Below are 18,759 nucleotides of genomic sequence, written 5' to 3'. Positions count from 1 at the left end.
TTCAGGATGCAGGGTTGGGCTAGCGGAATAAGCAGCCTTCACGATCTTTGCGCCCTTCGTGGTTTCGGCCCTTCGTGTCCTTCGTGCCCTTCGTGGATCAAAATTAAGCGGCGCTGAGAACCGAAATTCCCAGCGCCCCTATGCTCGATGTTCAATGCTCTATGTTCTTACTCGCCAATCGTGCCGTTGCCTTTGCTCCATTGCATGGTGTAAAGGTTGTAGTAGCGGCCTCGACGGGCCAACAACTCGGCATGCGTGCCCATTTCGCTAATTTGGCCGCGATCAAGCACCACAATTTTGCTAGCATTGGTGATTGTGCTCAGACGGTGGGCAATCACAAAGCTGGTTCGGCCACGCATCAGTGTATCCAAGGCGGCCTGAATTTGGCGCTCGGTGGTGGTATCGACACTGCTGGTCGCTTCATCCAAAATCAGCAAGCGCGGATCGGCCAACAAGGCCCGCGCAAATGAGAGAATTTGGCGTTGGCCCACACTCAAATTGACCCCATTTTCGCCAACATCGGTGGCGTAGCCTTCGGGCATGCGCTCGATAAACTTGTGTGCCCCAACCGCTTTGGCGGCAGCAACTACATCGTCATCGCTCGCATCCAAACGGCCATAACGAATATTTTCGGTGATGCTGCCGCCAAACAAGAAGGTATCTTGCAGTACGATGCCCAATTGTTGGCGTAAGCTGGCTTGGGTTACCTCTCGAATATCATGACCATCGACCAAAACTGCGCCATCGGTGACATCGAAGAAGCGCCCAAGCAAACGAATAATCGTGCTTTTGCCAGCGCCTGTTTCGCCTACCAAAGCGATTGTTTCACCTGGCTGGGCTTCGAGGGTCACATCGCGCAGCACTGGCTCGCCGTCGGCATAGCCAAACGACACATGATCAAACATCACATGACCACGCACGGCAGGCAAGGCTTGGGCATTCGGCGCGTCGAGCATATCTGGCTCGGTGTCGAGCAAGGCAAACATGCGCTCTGAAGAAGCCATTGTTGATTGAAAGGTGTTGTAGCGTTGCGCTAACTCCAAAATTGGGTCGAAGAAACGGCTGACATATAGCACAAACGCCACCAAAACCCCCGGCGTAAGATTATCGCCGAGCACCAGCCAACCGCCCACGCCCACGACCAAGGCCGTTGCCAACGAACCCATAAAATCGACAGCGGGAAAAAAGGTTGCCGCTAGCCGCGCAGCGCTGGTGTTGGCGTTAAAATATGAGCGATTCAGATCATCGAAGTGCTCGCCGTTGGCTGCTTCGCGCACAAAGCTCTTGGTTACCCGAATGCCTGAGATTGATTCGTTCAAATAGCCGTTGATCAAGGCGATCCGTTCGCGGGTTGAGCGATAGGCTTGGCGCACGCGCACTCGCCAGTAGTTGGTCACGATGACCATAATTGGCAGCACGGCAAAGGTTACCAGCGCTAATTTCCAATTCAGCAAGAGCATGGCAATTGTGATGCCAACCAGCGAGAAGGTTGCCCGCGTTAGCCCAGTAATCGACCAAGTAACAAAATCTTGTAAGACATCAACATCAGAAATGAGGCGGCTCATCAAGCGGCCAACGCTGTAGCGATTGTAGAAATTGAGCGATAAACGCTGCAAATGGCGAAAGAGCGCCGAACGCACATCGGCAACCACGCCCGTGCCCACAATCGCCAGCAAGTGAATCCGTGAGCGGTTGGAAAGCCATTCGCCCAACGAAACCACTGCAAAAATGATTGTCCAAGTGTAGAGCGAATCGAGCGATTGAGCTTTAATTCCCACGTCAATTGCTTGACCAATCACCCATGGCGAGACGACCGACAGCACTGTGCCAATAATCATCAGCACAATTGCGGCGGTCATGGTGCGTTTGTATGGCCCGATAAAGGCCAAGAGTCGCCGCATCAACCGTGGATCATAGGCCTTGCCCAAGCTATTTTCATCGTCCTTGGGCAATAAATCGGCGACCTTTTTTTCTATTTCATCATCGCGCTTACGCGACGGTGCTAAAGCTTTGGTTGTCATAACACCCTCATAAAATCAAAAGGCAGAAGTCAAAAGTCAAAAAACACCAACAAAGTCCTATGCTCTATGTTCTATGCCCTTTGTTCTTCAACAAGGCTTTCCTCTTGATCTTTGAGTTGCAGATCGTAGATGGTGCGATACAAGCCTGGTTGGGCCAGTAGCTCGGTGTGCGTGCCATGCTGCACGACGTTGCCAGCATCGAGCACCAAAATTTGGTCGGCATTTTTCAGCGTCAGCAAGCGTTGGGCAATCACAAAGGTTGTGCGGCCTTGCATCAGTTGTTCAAGCGCTTGTTGAATCAAGTGCTCAGTTTCCGTGTCAACGCTCGATGTCGAGTCATCCAAAATTAAAATGCGTGGGTTGAGCAACAAGGCACGAGCGATCGCGATGCGCTGACGTTGACCACCAGAGAGGGTCACGCCACGCTCACCAATTTTGGTTTGGTAGCCTTCGCTAAAATGCAAAATAAAATCATGAGCACGCGCTGCTTTGGCTGCCGCAATCACTTCTTCATCGCTGGCCTCAGGCCGACCGTAGCGAATGTTATCGGCGATGCTTGAGCTAAATAAAAATGAATCTTGCAGTACAATCCCAATTTGTTGGCGCAAACTTTGAATTGCCAAATCACGCACGTCGTGGTCATCGACCAACACCCGACCTTCGATTGGGTCGTAAAAGCGTGGGATGAGATTGGTAATCGTGCTTTTGCCTGAGCCAGTTGGCCCCATCAAGGCCACAACTTGACCAGGCTTGGCCTCGAACGAAATATCGTGCAACGTTGGGCGGCCACCTTCGCGATAGGCAAACGAAACATGCTCAAATTTAACGTTGCCCTGCACATGCTCCAACGAATGGGCATCAGCTTTATCGGCTAATTCATCAAACGTATCGATAATTTCAAATACGCGAGCCGAGCTTGCTACCGCTGTCGCTGCCAAGTTGACGGTAAAGCCCAAGCGTTGCACAGGGTTATTCAGCAATAGCACATAGCTGATCATCGCGAATAACGAGCCAACCGTAATTGTGCCGTTCATCGCCTGTGGTCCGCCAATCCAGAGCAAAATAATCACGCTGATGGCGACCAAAAAGTTGAAAAAGGGCCAGCTATTGCCCCAAATGCGAATTACCGCAAAACGGCGGTTATACCACTCGCCATTATCACGATCAAATTTTTCAAGTTCATATGGCTCACGCGCAAAAGCCTTGACCACGCGAATACCAGTCAGGCTTTCTTGCATCATAGTCGAAAGCTTGCCCATTTGCTCTTGAATTTTGGTAAACAGCGGCTCAACCGTGTTGCCAAAGCGAATTGTGGCGTAGAGCAGCACAGGCAAGGGCAAGAGTGCCAAGCCAGTCAAGCGTAAATCTTCAACGACCATCGCCACGATAATGCCGAATAGTAAGAGCATAGTTGAGCTAAGTTCGAGTAGCCCAACCCCAACAAAGCGCTCAGTTTCGGTAATATCACTGGTGGCGCGGCTCATCAGGTCGCCAGTTTGTGAGCGATCATGGAACGAAAATGGCAGCCGTTGAATCGCATCGTAAAAACGATTGCGTAAATCATAGGCCACTCGAAAGCTCAGCCATTCGCCATAGTAGCGTTGAGCAAAGCCAAAAATTACCCGTACCACCGCCACGCCCAAAATAATCAGTGCTGTAATCAGCAAAGCACGACTTGAACCGCTAGCAATGCCTTCGTCAATTGCTTGTTTGAGCAATTGCGGAATTGCGATGTTTAAACCAACCGCCAATAGAGTAGAACCATAGGCATAGAACACTTGCCTAGGGTAAGGCCGTAGGTGCGCCAGTAGCCGTCGATACTGATCTAGATGCTTCACGCATGCCTCCTTTTTGATGGTTATCCCGAACCAGCAGACTATATAGTATATGCTAAAATGTGCATAACAATATCAGTCTTTGGTCGCATGATCATGTTCCAAACGGTTAGATCATGGGTTAAACCACAAGGACACATCAGCTTAATCGCGATGTGTCCTTGTTTTCTGGCAAGTGAAATTTAGCTGCGGGCGGCTTTGGCTTGGCGCATTACTTCGTGAAATTGCGCAACATGATCGTTTAAATGCTTCAAACCAAGGAAGTAGCGGCCATGGGCGTTGAGCGGCCCCCATGCTTCATACAACACTTTGCTAATTTCAAGATGGGGTTGGTCGGGCCATGCATCGAGCATGCTCAGGCACATACGGCGGCTTTCTTCGAGGCGTTGGCGAGCTTGCTCAAGGGTTTGCAAATCGCGCCATGGGGTTTCGTAGCGCAACCGTTCATTAGGCAAAATGCCCGAAGCCATGGCCAAGGCGGTTAAGGCGGCCTCTTCGTTGCTCGAAGTCACATGGCAAATCAAATGGCCAAACGTCCAAGCCATATCCTTTTCTTCCTCTGAAGCTCCAGGATCATTGGCCTTGGGATCGGATGGCACAAAGACGATATCGGCATCAACCGCATCAGTTAATAAACCGAGTAGGTCGCCGATCATCTCGTCGGTTGCATCCCATAGATCTTGCTTGCTCAAGCTTGCCCCAAGCTCGCCCAACGTTAGTTTCCCTTCCTTCAACGGCCCAAAATCGATCATAACACACCACTCCTATTGCCAAGTTGAAACAATATTCAGTGTACCCCAGCTTCTACACAAATTTAGCGATGTTTATTCACGATTTTTTCACACGGCTGGCCGATAGTAAAGCCAAGCAAACATTCTAGTGCTATGACAAGCACCGACCACCAATCGCTCGTGTGTTTAGGAGGCCCGCCAATGGATTCGCAGCCCGATCTTTCGATTGTTTTTCCGGCCTATAACGAGGCTGAAAATATTGAAGCCAGCATTCTCGATGCCATTCAAGTGCTCAACCAGCTTGGCCTGAACGGCGAGATTGTGGTGGTCAATGATGGCAGCCACGATCAGACTGCCAACGTTGTGCGCGATGTGGCAACCCGCCATCACCAGGTGCATTTAATCAATCACGACATGAACCAAGGCTATGGCGCAGCGGTTTGGACAGGCCTAACCAACGCCATGGGCAAATTGGTTTTTTTCTGCGATGCAGATCGTCAATTTGATTTGGCTGAATTGGAAAAATTGGTGGCGCGTCGCCATCATGCGCCGTTGGTGGTGGGCTATCGTGCACCGCGCCGCGACCCAGTGTTGCGCCGCTTGAATGGCTGGGGTTGGAGCCATTTGGTGACGCTTTTGTTTGGCTACACCGCTCGCGATATCGATTGCGCCTTCAAAATGCTCGATCAACGGGTGATCGATACGCTGCGCCAACAGGTGCAATCACGCGGGGCCACCTTTAGCGCTGAATTATTAGTGCGGGCCAAACGCGCAGGTTTTCAGATTGCCGAAGTGGCGATTATTGGCCATCGCCCACGGGTTGCAGGCAAGCCAACTGGAGCCAAATTGAGCGTTATTTTGCGGGCGTTTCGTGAATTATTGCAGCTTTATCGCGTGCTCAATCGCGAGAGCCGCACAACCAAGCCCGCCATCCTCTAAATCGAGATTAAGCCAGTTGTGTACCAATTGCGCTGTGCTGTTTACACTCAAGTTTGCGCAAGCCACATCAATGGAGATCGAAGCGGTACGTCATGGCTATTTAGCAGTTGTTACAAAACCACGGTCGGAGGACGTTTCCATGACTATTTTAATCGCTGAAGATCGGCAACGTTGGTGGCGTTTCGCCTTGGTTGGCCTCAGCGGAACCTTGGTCGATCTGATCTTGCTGGGCATGCTCAAAATGCTGGGTTGGGCGACGATTTTGGCCAACATTGTTTCCTACAGCGTCGGCATCATCAATAACTTTTGGTGGAATCGCCGTTGGACGTTTGCCAGCAACAATCCCGCTTGGTTGCCGCAATTTTTACGCTTTGGGGCAATTAGCCTAAGCGCCTTGGTGATCAATACCTTGATTGTGGCCGTAACCGAAGCTCCGCTCAATGATCTTTGGCAAAGCCATGGCTATGTGCTAGCCAAGGGAGTGGCGACGATGGTTGGTTTTGCTTGGAATTTTGGTTTGAATCGAATTTGGACATTTAATCTTGAACATGAGGTGGTCGCATGAGCGCATCAACCACGACGAGCAATCTGCGCCGCCCATTGGCTTGGCGGATTGCCCAATTAACCCGTAGCCAAGCGTTGGTCCTGCTGAGTATCATTTTGCTATGTGCTGGCTGGCTGCGTTTGCAGAATTTCGCTGCTGTAGCTGAAGGCAATACCTACTACACCGCCGCCACCGTTGCCATGACCCAATCGTGGCATAACTTCTTCTTTGCAGCAGCCGAGCCTGGTGGCTCAGTCACAATTGACAAGCCAGCGCTAGGGTTATGGATTCAGGCGATTTTTGGCAAGTTGTTTGGGGTTAGTGGCACAGTGGTGGTGCTGCCGCAAGTTTTGGCTGGGCTAGCCACAATTGGCCTGCTATATTGGATTGTGGCGCGGCGCTGGGGGCGGTCGGCAGGCTTATTGGCGGCAGCGATTCAGGCGATTAGCCCAATTAGCATCGCCGTCGAACGTACTAACAATCTTGATGCGTTGTTGATCGTGACTTTGGTTGGGGCGATGGCCTTGTTTTTGGTGGCAACCGAACGTGCCAGCACTAAATATTTGTTATTGGCAGGTGCAGTGGTTGGCCTCGGCTTTAATATCAAAATGCTACAGGCCTTTTTGCCCTTGCCAGCCTTTTATGCGATGTATTTTTTTGCTGCCAAAACTGGCTGGTGGCGTAAGCTTTGGCAACTTGGACTGACCACACCTGTGCTGTTGGCGGTCAGCTTTTCGTGGGCAATCGCGGTTGATCTGGTTCCAGCCAGCGAACGGCCATACATCGGTAGTAGCGATACCAACTCGGTTGTCAACTTGATTTTGGGCTACAACGGGGTTGAGCGCTTGACTGGACGCGAAGGCCAAGCCATGGGCGGCGCAATTCCAACAACTGATGATCGCCAGCGACCCAATGCCACCGATGGTAATGCTCAAATGCCTGCAATGCCCAATGGCAACGCACAAACTCCGCCCAACGGTATGACCGATGAAGGCATGCGCGGCCAATTTGGCGGCCAAACTGGCCGCACTGGTGGCGGTGGCCCAGGCATGGATAGCGGCGAATCGGGTTTATTCCGAATGTTCAGTTCACCGATGAACACTAACATTGGTTGGTTGCTAGGAGCGGCACTCTTCGCCGTGGTTGGCTTGGCTGCCCACTACATCAAGCAACGCCGCTGGCCCGATGCCGATGTTTGGGGCTGGGCTGGTTGGCTGGTTACTGCCTTTGTCGTGCTGAGTTTTGCTGGTTTTTCGCATGGCTACTATAGCGCTACGATTGCTCCGGCGATTGCCGGCACACTGGCAATTGGCATCACGGTTTGGCGACGCAGCGCCAGCAAGATCGTTGGTTTATGGCTCATTGGTTTGGTAGCAGCGGCCTTGGTAGTGCAAGTGATTGCTGCGCAGCCCAGCGTCAGCGGCTGGCTGATTCCCTCAGTGGCACTTGGGTTGGCGCTGGTGGCGGCTGGCTTGGCATTCCGAGCTTCGTGGCGGGTGGCAGCAACGGCGGTTGGCATCGCCGCGATTCTGCTCATCCCTAGTGAATGGGCCTACAAAACGTCGGCGATGGAGCAAATGAATACAACCTTGCCCAGCGCCGCTGCCCCAACCGATAATGCCACTGGCTTTGCGGCGGGCTTTGCTGGCAATCGTAACCGCTCGGATAGCAGCAGCCCCAGCGCTTTGGCAACCTATCTACAAGAGCGTACTAGCGATACTTACTATATGCTCGCCGTGCCAAGCTCGATGATGGGTTCGTCGTTGGTGATTGAAACTGGGCGGCCTGTTTTGATGATGGGCGGTTTCTCCGGCAGTGATCCGGTGATTGATGCCGCTGATATTGCCCAGTTGGTAGCCGACGGCAAATTGCGCTACATCATGACTGGCGGTATGGGCGGCGCTGGCCGTGGTGGCAGTTCAACGGTGCAAACTTGGGTCCAGCAAAACTGTACGGCAGTCACTGATGCACCGAACAGTCAAGCAGGCTTTGATTTGCCAAATGGCCAAATGCCAAATGCTCAAGCAGCCCCCACCAATGGCAACACTGGTGGCGCACAATTTGCTCAAAACAATTCATCATTGTATCGTTGTGGCGAATAATTCGCCTGAGGAAGTTACTTCCTTCTAGTTAACGGTACTGCTCAATGCTGAGTTCTCCGCTCGATGGCCTGCTCGTGCTCGACCTCTCACGGGTGCTGGCAGGCCCATATTGCACCATGATTCTTGGCGATCTTGGGGCTGATGTGATTAAAGTTGAAGCGCCGCAAGGCGATGATACCCGCCGCTGGGGGCCGCCGTTTGTTGCTGGCGAGAGCGCCTACTATTTGGCGGTCAATCGCAATAAACGCTCATTGGTCGCCGATCTCAAAACTGCCACTGATGCTGCGTTGATTCGCACAATCGCCAACCACTCCGATATTGTGGTTGAGAACTTTCGGCCTGGCACGCTCGAACGCTTTGGCTTGAGTTTAGCCAGCCTGCGCGAGCAAAATCCCCGTTTGATCACGCTCACAATCAGCGGAATGGGCGCGACTGGGCCTGAAGCTGAGCTGCCAGGCTATGATTTTATTGTGCAAGCGACTGCAGGTTTGATGAGCATTACCGGACCCGCCGAGGGCGAGGCCAGCAAAGTTGGAGTTGCTGTCGTCGATTTGACGACTGGAATGTTGGCGAGCAACGCGATTTTGGCGGCGTTGTATGCCCGAGAACGCACAGGTTTGGGGCAGCATATTGATATTTCGCTGTTAGAAGCCCAAGTTGCTTGGTTGGCGAATGTTGGCAGTGCCTATTTGGTAACTGGCGAGGAGCCAAACCGCTATGGTAATGCTCACCCTACGATTGTGCCCTATCAAACCTTTGAGGCCAGCGATGGCGCGTTTGCCTTGGCCGTCGGCAATGATCGCCAATGGCAACAGTTATGTGCTGTTTTGCAACAACCAGCTTGGGCGGAAGATCCACGCTTTAGCACCAACCCGCAACGAGTGCAGTACCGCAGCGCATTGGTTGATTTGCTGAATCACCAGTTCGGCCAAAAACCAAGCGCCGAGTGGGTGGCGTTAATTCAGGCGGCGGGCATTCCGGTGGGCGCAGTGCGCAGCGTTGGTCAAGTGTTGAACGACCCGCAGGTGTTGGCACGTGAAATGGTGGTCAGTGTGCCACACCCAACGATTGGTGATTTAAAAGTCTTGGGAATTCCGTTTAAATTCTCGGCAACACCCGCGAGTATTCGTTTGGCCCCACCACTACTGGGACAACATAGCCAAGAAATTCACCAACAATTTAACCCAAAAGTACCATCTAAAACCGACTGATTTAATTGCAACCCCGCCATGACTCTGCTAAAGTTGCTAGTACCGATAGCTGTTAGGATCTTTGATGCTGGACGAACGCTTGTTTGCTGGTTTCGGGCTATTTTGGTCAAATGCTCAGGCTGAGCATTGTTTGGATAATCGAATTCATTAAATATTGTTAATAATCGTTCGATTGCGATCAACAAGACCCAAAATAATGCCAATATTTTGATTGAACAGGGCCAAACGAATAATGCTAAGCAGAATTAATCTGCATTCGATGAATAATGATAATTGATTTGCTAAAGATAATTTTAGCAACAATAATGTAAGGAGGCAGCTTTATTTTTGACGATAAAGTTGCTTTTTTATTTAGATCGAGTTCTTGATCAATTGATTCATTTCTACTATACTAGGTCGTATCAATCGCAGCCTGCGATCCTCACACTGATATCCCATCGACGCTGAACTGTTTGGCATTGTTGCTGCCTGTGGCGGTGATTCTTTGAGTTCTGAGTTTTTTGCAGTGTGGGGCATCGATTGGTTGGCGAATTTTGCTGAGGAGGCATTATGGCATTTTTTCGGCAGCGCTTTGAGCTAGCCCGTGGTTTAGCAGGAACCAACCTGCGCTCGATGGAAGGCTTGCGCGGAATCGCAGTTTTTCTGGTGTTTTTGGTGCACTTTCGTAGTTCAATTCAGCCGTGGTTATTCAGCGATAGCCCAACCGCAACGATTAATAATGCATTGGCAATGGTTGGCAACACTGGGGTTGATTTATTTTTCGTGCTCAGTGGCTACTTAATTTATGCCTCATTGATTAAACGTCAGCAAGCCTATATGGGCTTTATTGGGCGACGAATTCGGCGGATCTACCCGACATTCTTTGTGATTTTCATGGTCTATCTGGGGTTATCAATTCTTTTTCCGGCTGAAAGCAAAATCCCCAGCGGCGTAACTGCTGCAACGCTCTATTTCATTCAAAACTTAATCTTTTTGCCTGGGTTGCTGCCGATTGAGCCAATGATTACGGTGGCTTGGTCGCTGAGTTATGAAGTATTTTATTATCTGATTATGCCAGTCATCGTCGTGGCGATTGGCTTGCGTGGCAAAACCCCCCAATGGCGGATCGGCTTTTTCAGCGTGGTTGGCGTGGTGCTCACCGCCGTTTGTATCATCTGGCAAGGCCCGCTGAAATTGGCGATGTTTATTGCTGGCATTTTGCTGCACGAATTGTTGGAATCGTATCGCGAGCGCACGCCAGCGGCTTGGCTCGGCTTGCTTGGTTTGGTTATGGGAACCTGTGCACCGTTGTTGCCGCTGACTGGCACGCTGGGTAATGCGATTCGGTTTACATTAATTTTCAGTGGCTTTTTGCTGGTATGCTGGCACTGTTTTAGCCAAACTGAATCGTGGCTCAAACAAGCGCTTTCGTGGACACCACTGCGTTGGTTGGGCAATATGAGCTATTCGTATTATTTGATTCATGGCTTGGCCTTGCATGCAGGCTTTATGCTGCTTGCTAAATTACTGCCCGCTACCCCGACGGCTGGCTGGTTCTTTTGGCTGATCTTGCCGTTGATGTTTGGCTTGACGCTGGTGGTTGGCGCAGCGTTATTTATTGTGGTTGAACATCCAATGTCGCTGAAAAACAATGCCAAACCTGCGGTTGAACCGCGTGATCCAGAAGTTCGCCCAGCCCTCAACGCTGACGCTGCCTAACTTTCAAACCAGCCCTTTTCAGCTATCATGCAGAGGGCTGGTTTCTTTTTAGTTGAGGTGGCTATGGCTGAAATTCGTGTTGCGACGGTGGCTGATGCGGTGGCTATTCAGGCGATTTATGCGCCAATTGTTGAGCAAACCGTAATCTCATTTGAAATAGAAACTCCAAGTGTGGCTGAAATGGGCCAGCGTATCGGCAAAACGCTCGAATCATACCCATGGCTGGTTTGGTGTGATGAACAGGCTGTGGTGCAAGGCTATGCTTATGCCAGCCAGCACCGAACGCGGGCGGCCTATCAATGGTCGGTTGATACCACCGTGTATGTGGCTAATACTGCCCAGCGCCAAGGTGTTGGTCGGGCGTTATACCAACAGCTTTTAGCGATTTTGCGTGGGCTTGGCTATTATTCGGCCTATGCTGGTATCACCTTGCCCAATGTTAAAAGTGTTGGTTTGCATGAGGCGTTGGGTTTTACGCCAGTTGGGGTTTATCGCCAAGCAGGCTTTAAACACGAGCGTTGGCATGATGTTGGTTGGTGGCAATGTCAGTTACAAGTTGGCGATCAAGCTCCAGTCGCGCCACGCAAGTTTGATCCAAACAAGGAATCAGTTGCTAAGGGCTAGGGGTTAAGTTTGATCTGATCCACACGGGGCTGGCAACTACGAAGGCTACTTTCGTTTCTGCTGTGGCTGCGTAGTAAACCTAGCCCCTTGATCTATCCTCTGCGCTTCTGCGTTAAAATCTAGCCCCAATTCCTACCCACTGATCCCTAGCCCCTAGCCCCTCACTTTTCATCCTGGCGCTTGCTCGATGTGTCTGATCCCGCTTGGGGTTGCAATCGTGGCGATTAATTGTGGCTGGGCGGCAGTTTGCCAACGAATTACATCCTTCATACCAATTTGGCTGAGCATGATTTCGATCTGGCTGGCCTGAGGGTGGTGTAGCTCCAACTGCAATAAACGACAACCTTGATCGGTTAATCGCTGGATTGGATGTTGCTCGCGTGGCCATTCGATCAACATTGGCGCAACGCCAGCAAACGGCAAACTGCCATCGGCGGGAATCGTGATTTGCCAAGCTAAATCGCCACGGCGCATCGGCGTGACCACCCCAAGTTGTTGGTGCAGCAATTCGCTTGCCGCCTGAATCAGGATTGTTTGCGCGACCCAAGTTGCCAAGCGCGGAGCACTGGTTGGCTGCAACGAATCTAATGCGAACCAGCGTGGGCGATCGGGTGCAGCCAGCGTTGGATCAGGCGCGATCACTTCGAGGTAGCAATGCTCGCCTAGTTTGAGCAAACAATTGTGGGTTGCCATCGCCTGATGTTGGCCACCAGCCTGCATCGGCACGCCCAACAAATCTTCGATATAGGCCACGCCCAGTGCGAGATCGGGCGCAGTGACAACTAAATGATCGATCCATGTGGCTAACGGCATCATTGGAATAACTCCTTTTTTATGGCTATTTTTAGCATATATGTGGCCCCAAAATAGCCCAAACTGAGAAAAACCTGATAATTAGCTGAAAATTATTATTGACTTTAAGGTATCAACCCGCTATGATTGGCCTCCAAGCCCCATCTCCCTGTTGAGATGTTTGTTGCCATGAACGCTAAGAACGTGGAGTTTATGGCCATGTATTGCCTTGCTGTGGTTCGTGGGCTGAATTCACACTTGTAGGAGGTTGTCGATTATGCGGCGTTATTTGCTCGCCGCCGTCGCCATTGCCCTCTTGATTATGCCAGTATTGACGATTAATGCTGGTCCAGAGCAAGTTTGGGTTGATGATTTAACGGCTGGCAGCTTTGATGGGTTGGTCGGCAGTGGCACTATCACCCTCGCTCCCAACGCCCCTCCCGCTCCTGCATTCGTTGGTGATTATCCGCAAGCAGGTAGTTACCTTTCTTCCGAGCATCAATTTGAATCAGTCGTTGCTGCGGTTGTAATTGATACCGATACAACCTTGACGACTGGGAGTGCTGTGCGCTTTGATGTGCGTGGCAAAAATCCCAGCGGTTCGTGGCAGATGTGGCAAGAGGCTCCACGTGGTGGCCGAGTTGCGCTCGAACGCCCAAGTAGCGTGATTCAATATCGTTTGTGGCTTTTGGCCAATGGCGAATCACCACGGGCGCGTTCGGTCACAATGGTGGCTGAATGGTCAGATGGTATGACGATTCAGGCTGAATCGCAAGCACCAACCTACCGAATTTATGCCACTCGCGAGGGTTTGGTCGGCCATCGGACGGCTAACGGCCATATCATTCGCCCATACGATCAATTTGTGGCCTTGCCTTCATGGCGAGCACTCTCATCGTATCGGGGTTATGAATACCAAGTGCGCGTGACCTACAAAGGTCGCTCCAAGGTTGTGCCAGTTTGGGATGTAGGGCCGTGGAATACCCGTGATGACTATTGGTCAACCAATCGTCAGTCGTGGAAAGATTTGCCACGCGGTTTGCCCGAGGCTCAAGCCGCCTATTATGATGGCTACAATGGCGGGCGCGATGAGCGTGGTCGCCGCCCGAATTTACCCAACGGCATTGATATCGCCGATGGAACATTCTGGGATTTAGGTATTCCGGATAATGCCTGGGTTGAAGTAACATTCTTGTGGGAAGGCTACGATCCTGGGGCTGGCACGCCTGCGGCAACCCCAACCCCGAATGTTACCGCAACTCCATTGCCAGTGGCCTTGCCGCCAGCAGGCTCGATCTTGGTCGATAATCGCGATAATAGCTTCCGCGAAATGCAAGGCACATGGTTCGATGCTCGCTGTGGTTTCAATGGTTCACACCGTTGGACCAAGAGCGTCGCCAACGAAAGCCAAGTTGATAACCTTGGGGTTTGGAAAGCGCCAATTACCAACCCTGGTTTCTACGAGGTGATGGCCTATATTCCGCCGTGTGGCGAGCCAGCCACCAAAAATGCCACCTACGTGATTGCTCACGACGGCAGCAATACCAAAGTACGCGTCGATCAAGAGGCCAATCAGAATAAATGGTATTCTTTGGGGGTCTATTACTTCAAGGGTGGTAATGAAATTCGGCTCGATGATGTGACTGGTGAAGAGGGCTTGAGCGTGCGTTACGATGCCATGGCTTGGTTGCCGCGCTCCGATAACACTGCACCAAACGCTACCATCATCGATGTCAAGGATCTCGGCGCGGGCCGCTACGAGGTGCATTGGAACGGCCAAGACGATAGCACAGGGGTGGCTAGTTTCGATGTACAGGTGCAACGCAATGGTGGTGAATGGGTCGATTGGTTGGTCACAACGACCGAACTGAAAGATACCTTTATCATTGATGTAAGCGCTGCTGATGCCGAAAATAGTACCTATGGCTTTCGTGCGCGGGCGCGTGACTGGGCTGGTAATACTGGCGAGTTCCCGCCGAATGCCCAAGCTACCTCAGCTGAACCGTTGATGATTCAACAACCCTAAAATTGGGCAACGAACGCAATGACCAAAACTCCCGTTATCAAGCTTGATAACGGGAGTTTTGCGCTGTGTACCTCACGGGCTGATCGGCTCGTTCTAGGTTAAAATCAACTGCTCAACCGTTCTAAATCAGGGCGTAACACAACGCTTTCTTGCTCGTGAGGATCGGTGCGGGCAATGATTGCCACGGCTTCTTCAGTGTACGGGTTAAATGGGAAGTGTGGCATTCCAGCTGGAATATACACATATTCGCCAGCGTTTACCACCGCATGGTGTTCTAATTGTTGCCCATAATACATTTCGACGGTACCGCTAAGCATGTAAATTGCCGTTTCGTGGTTTTCGTGGTGATGCGCTTTGGCCCGTGCTCCTGCTGGCATGCGCAACATATGCATACAAATTGCTTGCGATCCCGCAGTTTCCGCAGCGATTCCGCTAAAATAATCGAGGCCTTGTTTGCCAGCAAATCCGGTCTGCTCGTTTGGTCGAATAATGACACAGCTCGCTTGGTCGGTCATCAGCATTCCCCCGTAATCTTAGCTTTCCCAAAATGGCTTGAGTACGCCTCGTTCAACCAATACCTCACGCATTTCAAGCATGGCAGTATAGGTCGGCAACATCGTCAACGGCTCATCGCCAGCAATTGCTAGATCAAAGGCCTGAGCCAAATCTGGCTCTACCTGCAATTGGTGCTGGTCAATTCCTGCATATTTTAGGCGATTAGCCATGTCAGCGGCCCGCGTGCCACTCACGACAATCCGCTGTGTATGGCCAGCTAATGCTTCAAAATCGGCATCCCAAAGCCATGAAACATCAGTGCCATCGGCAATTTTATCGTTGATTGCGATCATCAGATTAAGCGGTGCTTGGCTGCCGCTCGTAATCATGCGTACCGTTTCGCTTGCCCCAATTGGATTTTTAATCAGCGCCATCAACACCGATTTTTGCTGATATTCAAAGCGTTCGATTCGGCCAAAGGCGGCGCTAAATTGCTCTAATGCGTTGCGGATGATTGGCAAAGGTACATTCAAGGCACTGGTTGCGGCGATCGCGGCCAAGGCATTAAGCGCATTGTAAAGCCCAGGCAAGGGTAAATTTAATTCGAGAGCTTGCTGCCCTTGGTTTTGCCCCGCAATCACCCGCAATGTGCTACCACGCGTGCCATCGAGCTCCAATTGGCGCAAAATAACGTTTGGCTCAGGCCGCCGATGCCCACAAGCTGGGCAATGATAGCGCCCAATATGGCCATAATAGGCTGGCTCGTAGCGATAGGGCTGGCCACAACGCCGACAGAAAATCGAATCGGCGGCATGGCGCAGGGCATCGTTTCCATGGCGTTGATCTTCTAGGCCATAAAAGAGTACTTGAGCTTGCAAGCCGGTCGCCAAATCGGCCACCGCCGGATCATCAGCATTCAAAACGACCGTGCTGGTGCTCGGCAAGCTGGCAAGTACTTTTTGCCATTTGGCGGCTAGCGTATCAACCTCACCATAACGATCAAGCTGATCGCGGAAGAGATTGAGCAACAGCACCACCCGTGGCTGGGTTTCAGCAATCGCCGCAGGTAAATGGGCTTCATCAACCTCAAACAAGGCCCGTTGATAGTGCGGCTGGCCCCAAATGCCTAAATCAAGCGTAGCCGCAGTTAAGCCGGTGATCAAATTGGCCCCAGCGCGATTGTGCAAGGCGGGTTGGCCTTGCTGGCTACAAATTGCTGCAATCATGCGGCTGGTCGTAGTTTTGCCATTCGTGCCTGAAACTAACACCACCCCGCCGGATAAGCGCTTAGTTTGATGGCGCAGTACATCGGGCGCAATCCGCCGAGCAATTCGGCCAGGCAAATTTGTGCCGCCACCAAAGCCAAACTGGCGGCTTGCCCATTGCGCCATTTGCGCAACACTTAATGCAACATGCTCTCGTATCGTCATCGGTATCCTCAATCGCAACCAGCTCACAATATGCTGTGCATAGAGTAGCATAAAAGGCTAATATTTAAGTGTAGGATGTTTGACACTTCCACAGCGCAGCGCTTGATCCTGCGAGACATCCATCAATGCATCCCAAAGCGTTGGCTTAACCCCGTGATGCGCTGCCCACTGCGGCGTTGGGCAATCGCAAATTCGACGGCCTGCCAATCGCCAGTCAGAATCACCAATTGACGAGCGCGAGTGATGGCGGTATACAGCAACGGTCGGTTGAGCAGCACATTGTAATAACGCAACATTGGCACAATCACCACCGGATATTCTGAGCCTTGGGCTTTATGTACGCTAATTGCATACGCCAAGGCCACTTCATCAAACTCATTCCACTGATAGACGACGTTGCGAGTATCGTCAAAATAAACGCTAACCGTGCGTTCTTCGAGATCAATCGTTTGAATCAGGCCTAAATCGCCATTGCTGACATCGAGATCATAATTGTTACGGGTTTGAATAACCCGATCACCTTCGCGAAAGAGCGTGCCAGCAATCGTGGCTTCTTGGCGAGTGGTGTTTGGCGGGTTGAGTGCTGCTTGCAGTTGGCTGTTTAATTCGAGCACGCCTGCCGCGCCCCGATGGGTTGCTGCCAACACCTGAATATCGCGCAGAGGATCAAATTGCGGGAATTGGCGTGGAATACGGGTAGTCAACAAATCCACAATCATCGCACCGCATTCGGCTGGGTTACTGCGCGGAAACCAATAGAAATCACCTTGATTGACGCTGGGTAACTGGCCTTGATTGATTGCATGGGCATTGGTGATAATTTGGCTATCAGCGGCTTGGCGAAAAATCGTATCCAAATGGACGGTTGTGATGCGGTTGCTAGCCAACAAATCGCGCAATACAGCGCCTGGCCCAACTGCTGGCAACTGATCAGGATCGCCAACCAAGAGCAAATGGGTGGTTGGAGCCAAGGCCTTGACCATATGATGGGCCAGCACAATGTCGAGCATTGAGGTTTCGTCGATGACCACTAAATCGGCAACTAGTTGGGCATGTTCGTTGCGGCCCCAGCGGTCATTGCCAGCGCCGCCGCTATATTCGAGGGTGCGATGAATTGTGGCAGCTGGATGATTGGTGGTTTCGGCGAGACGACGGGCGGCGCGTCCGGTTGGAGCCGCCAAAATTGTGCGTAACCCAACTTGTTGGAGCAAGGCCAAAATTGCGCGGACTGTGGTGGTTTTGCCTGTGCCAGGCCCGCCAGTTAGCAACACCACTTTGGAGCGGAGCACGGCCAGCACGGCTTCGGCTTGGCGTTGGCTCAAATCGAAGCTCGCATTATGCAATTGGCGCATAATAATCGCATCGCTTTGCTGCTTGAAGCGCAATTGGATTGCACTGGGGAGCTGTTGCAAGCGCTGCAAGTTATGTGCTAACTCGGTTTCAGCATGATAATAGGCTGGTAAATAGACTAGATCGCCATCAAGCACCAATAACACTGATTCGGTTGCCACCGCCAATTGTTCGGCAATCAGCTCATGGGGTAATTCTAGGATGGTTTGAGTTTGCGCGATTAACTCGATTTGGGGCAGAGCGCAATGGCCTTCGGTGTTGGCAACCATGCTGAGGGTATAGCGCAATCCAGCAATCACCCGACTGGGAGCATCTCGCGCTACGCCCAAAGCTTGGGCAATGTGGTCGGCAGTCGGAAAGCCAATGCCTTCAATTTCTAAGGCTAGACGATAAGGGTCGTGTTGCACAATCTGGCTAGCCTGCTCGCCATAGTGCCGAAAAATGCGTAAGGCTAAACCTGTCGTTAACCCAACGGCTTGGCCCAATTCGAGCAAGGCTTTGATTGCACGTTGTTCTTGCCAGGCTACGATAATTGCGGCAATTTTCTTCGTGCCTAAGCCTTTTACTTCGCGTAAGCGTTCGGGCATAGTATCAAGTACATCGAGCGTGGCTTCACCAAAGGTATCAGCGATGCGTTGGGCATTGACTGGACCAATGCCTGGCAATAAGCCCGATGCCAAGTAGCGCACAATACTTTCGTTGCCAGTTGGCCGGGCAGTTTGATAGCTAGCAACTTCAAATTGGCGGCCATGGGTTCGATGCTCGATCCATTGGCCTTCAAGTTGCAACTGTTCGCCAACTTGCACATCGGGCAAACGCCCAACAATTGTGATCACGCTGCGCTGGCCTTGGGCTTTCAAACGCGCCACGGTATAGCCCGTTTCATCCGAGCGATAGGTGATGCGTTCTAGGTTGCCTGTTAGTTGATCCATAGTTACGTCAAAAGTCAGAAATCAAAAGT

At 51.6% G+C, this 18,759-nt stretch carries 14 protein-coding genes; 7 read left to right on the top strand and 7 right to left on the bottom strand.

The window, feature by feature from the left end; translation table 11 throughout:
- Positions 1 to 167 precede the first annotated feature (167 nt).
- The 3 genes from DEF47_RS02940 to DEF47_RS02930 all read right to left on the bottom strand — a co-directional run bounded on the left by DEF47_RS02940 (position 168) and on the right by DEF47_RS02930 (position 4,608).
- A complete protein-coding gene (locus DEF47_RS02940; protein ID WP_012191157.1) occupies positions 168 to 2,021 on the bottom strand; it encodes an ABC transporter ATP-binding protein in 1,854 nt (617 codons plus the stop codon).
- A 71-nt stretch (positions 2,022 to 2,092) separates the two neighbouring features.
- Positions 2,093 to 3,859: an ABC transporter ATP-binding protein gene (locus DEF47_RS02935; protein WP_012191156.1), complete on the bottom strand. Its 1,767-nt coding sequence runs from the start codon at positions 3,857 to 3,859 to the stop codon at positions 2,093 to 2,095.
- A 179-nt stretch (positions 3,860 to 4,038) separates the two neighbouring features.
- A complete protein-coding gene (locus DEF47_RS02930) occupies positions 4,039 to 4,608 on the bottom strand; it encodes a DinB family protein (RefSeq protein WP_012191155.1) in 570 nt (189 codons plus the stop codon).
- A 180-nt stretch (positions 4,609 to 4,788) separates the two neighbouring features.
- On the opposite strand from DEF47_RS02930, the gene DEF47_RS02925 reads away from it, so the two are divergent.
- The 6 genes from DEF47_RS02925 to DEF47_RS02900 all read left to right on the top strand — a co-directional run bounded on the left by DEF47_RS02925 (position 4,789) and on the right by DEF47_RS02900 (position 11,705).
- Positions 4,789 to 5,526, top strand: a complete 738-nt coding sequence (locus DEF47_RS02925; RefSeq protein ID WP_012191154.1) for a glycosyltransferase family 2 protein — start codon at positions 4,789 to 4,791, stop codon at positions 5,524 to 5,526.
- A gap of 139 nt (positions 5,527 to 5,665) precedes the next feature.
- Positions 5,666 to 6,091 (top strand): GtrA family protein, encoded by a 426-nt coding sequence (locus DEF47_RS02920; protein WP_012191153.1) that lies wholly within the window; start codon positions 5,666 to 5,668, stop codon positions 6,089 to 6,091.
- Positions 6,088 to 8,172: a glycosyltransferase family 39 protein gene (locus DEF47_RS02915; RefSeq protein WP_012191152.1), complete on the top strand. Its 2,085-nt coding sequence runs from the start codon at positions 6,088 to 6,090 to the stop codon at positions 8,170 to 8,172. Before DEF47_RS02920 ends, DEF47_RS02915 begins: the two co-directional genes overlap by 4 nt.
- A 44-nt stretch (positions 8,173 to 8,216) precedes the next feature.
- Positions 8,217 to 9,383, top strand: coding sequence for a CaiB/BaiF CoA transferase family protein (locus tag DEF47_RS02910; RefSeq protein WP_012191151.1), 1,167 nt, complete (start codon positions 8,217 to 8,219; stop codon positions 9,381 to 9,383).
- A 549-nt stretch (positions 9,384 to 9,932) separates the two neighbouring features.
- Positions 9,933 to 11,081: an acyltransferase family protein gene (locus DEF47_RS02905; RefSeq protein WP_012191149.1), complete on the top strand. Its 1,149-nt coding sequence runs from the start codon at positions 9,933 to 9,935 to the stop codon at positions 11,079 to 11,081.
- Positions 11,082 to 11,144: 63 nt separating this feature from the next.
- A complete protein-coding gene (locus DEF47_RS02900) occupies positions 11,145 to 11,705 on the top strand; it encodes an arsinothricin resistance N-acetyltransferase ArsN1 family B (RefSeq protein ID WP_041304685.1) in 561 nt (186 codons plus the stop codon).
- A gap of 168 nt (positions 11,706 to 11,873) precedes the next feature.
- Here the strand turns inward: DEF47_RS02900 and DEF47_RS02895 are convergent, their stop codons facing one another.
- Positions 11,874 to 12,521, bottom strand: coding sequence for a VOC family protein (locus DEF47_RS02895; protein ID WP_012191147.1), 648 nt, complete (start codon positions 12,519 to 12,521; stop codon positions 11,874 to 11,876).
- Between the two features lie 253 nt (positions 12,522 to 12,774).
- On the opposite strand from DEF47_RS02895, the gene DEF47_RS02890 reads away from it, so the two are divergent.
- The gene (locus tag DEF47_RS02890; RefSeq protein ID WP_012191146.1) at positions 12,775 to 14,523 is read left to right on the top strand and encodes a DUF8814 domain-containing protein; all 1,749 of its coding nucleotides are present in this window, start codon (positions 12,775 to 12,777) and stop codon (positions 14,521 to 14,523) included.
- A 104-nt stretch (positions 14,524 to 14,627) separates the two neighbouring features.
- On the opposite strand, the gene DEF47_RS02885 is transcribed toward DEF47_RS02890, so the two are convergent.
- The 3 genes from DEF47_RS02885 to recD2 form a co-directional block, all read right to left on the bottom strand.
- Positions 14,628 to 15,044, bottom strand: a complete 417-nt coding sequence (locus tag DEF47_RS02885) for a cupin domain-containing protein (RefSeq protein ID WP_041304684.1) — start codon at positions 15,042 to 15,044, stop codon at positions 14,628 to 14,630.
- A gap of 12 nt (positions 15,045 to 15,056) precedes the next feature.
- Positions 15,057 to 16,448, bottom strand: a complete 1,392-nt coding sequence (locus DEF47_RS02880; protein ID WP_012191144.1) for a Mur ligase family protein — start codon at positions 16,446 to 16,448, stop codon at positions 15,057 to 15,059.
- 122 nt (positions 16,449 to 16,570) lie between these two features.
- Entirely contained in the window at positions 16,571 to 18,730 is a 2,160-nt protein-coding gene (recD2, locus tag DEF47_RS02875; RefSeq protein ID WP_012191143.1) for an SF1B family DNA helicase RecD2, read from the bottom strand.
- Between the last annotated feature and the right edge of the window lie 29 nt (positions 18,731 to 18,759).

The sequence above is a fragment of the Herpetosiphon sp. genome (genome assembly GCF_003512625.1).
Lineage (GTDB): Bacteria > Chloroflexota > Chloroflexia > Chloroflexales > Herpetosiphonaceae > Herpetosiphon > Herpetosiphon aurantiacus.
This window is presented reverse-complemented; position numbering and strand designations above follow the sequence as displayed.

Bases quoted from the DNA above. Each gene is read 5' to 3' on its own strand.
- DEF47_RS02940 (WP_012191157.1), bottom strand. From the start codon at position 2,021: ATGACAACCAAAGCTTTAGCACCGTCGCGTAAGCGCGATGATGAAATA.
- DEF47_RS02930 (WP_012191155.1), bottom strand. From the start codon at position 4,608: ATGATCGATTTTGGGCCGTTGAAGGAAGGGAAACTAACGTTGGGCGAG.
- DEF47_RS02925 (WP_012191154.1), top strand. From the start codon at position 4,789: ATGGATTCGCAGCCCGATCTTTCGATTGTTTTTCCGGCCTATAACGAG.
- DEF47_RS02920 (WP_012191153.1), top strand. From the start codon at position 5,666: ATGACTATTTTAATCGCTGAAGATCGGCAACGTTGGTGGCGTTTCGCC.
- DEF47_RS02915 (WP_012191152.1), top strand. From the start codon at position 6,088: ATGAGCGCATCAACCACGACGAGCAATCTGCGCCGCCCATTGGCTTGG.
- DEF47_RS02910 (WP_012191151.1), top strand. From the start codon at position 8,217: ATGCTGAGTTCTCCGCTCGATGGCCTGCTCGTGCTCGACCTCTCACGG.
- DEF47_RS02905 (WP_012191149.1), top strand. From the start codon at position 9,933: ATGGCATTTTTTCGGCAGCGCTTTGAGCTAGCCCGTGGTTTAGCAGGA.
- DEF47_RS02900 (WP_041304685.1), top strand. From the start codon at position 11,145: ATGGCTGAAATTCGTGTTGCGACGGTGGCTGATGCGGTGGCTATTCAG.
- DEF47_RS02895 (WP_012191147.1), bottom strand. From the start codon at position 12,521: ATGATGCCGTTAGCCACATGGATCGATCATTTAGTTGTCACTGCGCCC.
- DEF47_RS02890 (WP_012191146.1), top strand. From the start codon at position 12,775: ATGCGGCGTTATTTGCTCGCCGCCGTCGCCATTGCCCTCTTGATTATG.
- DEF47_RS02885 (WP_041304684.1), bottom strand. From the start codon at position 15,044: ATGCTGATGACCGACCAAGCGAGCTGTGTCATTATTCGACCAAACGAG.
- DEF47_RS02880 (WP_012191144.1), bottom strand. From the start codon at position 16,448: ATGACGATACGAGAGCATGTTGCATTAAGTGTTGCGCAAATGGCGCAA.
- recD2 (WP_012191143.1), bottom strand. From the start codon at position 18,730: ATGGATCAACTAACAGGCAACCTAGAACGCATCACCTATCGCTCGGAT.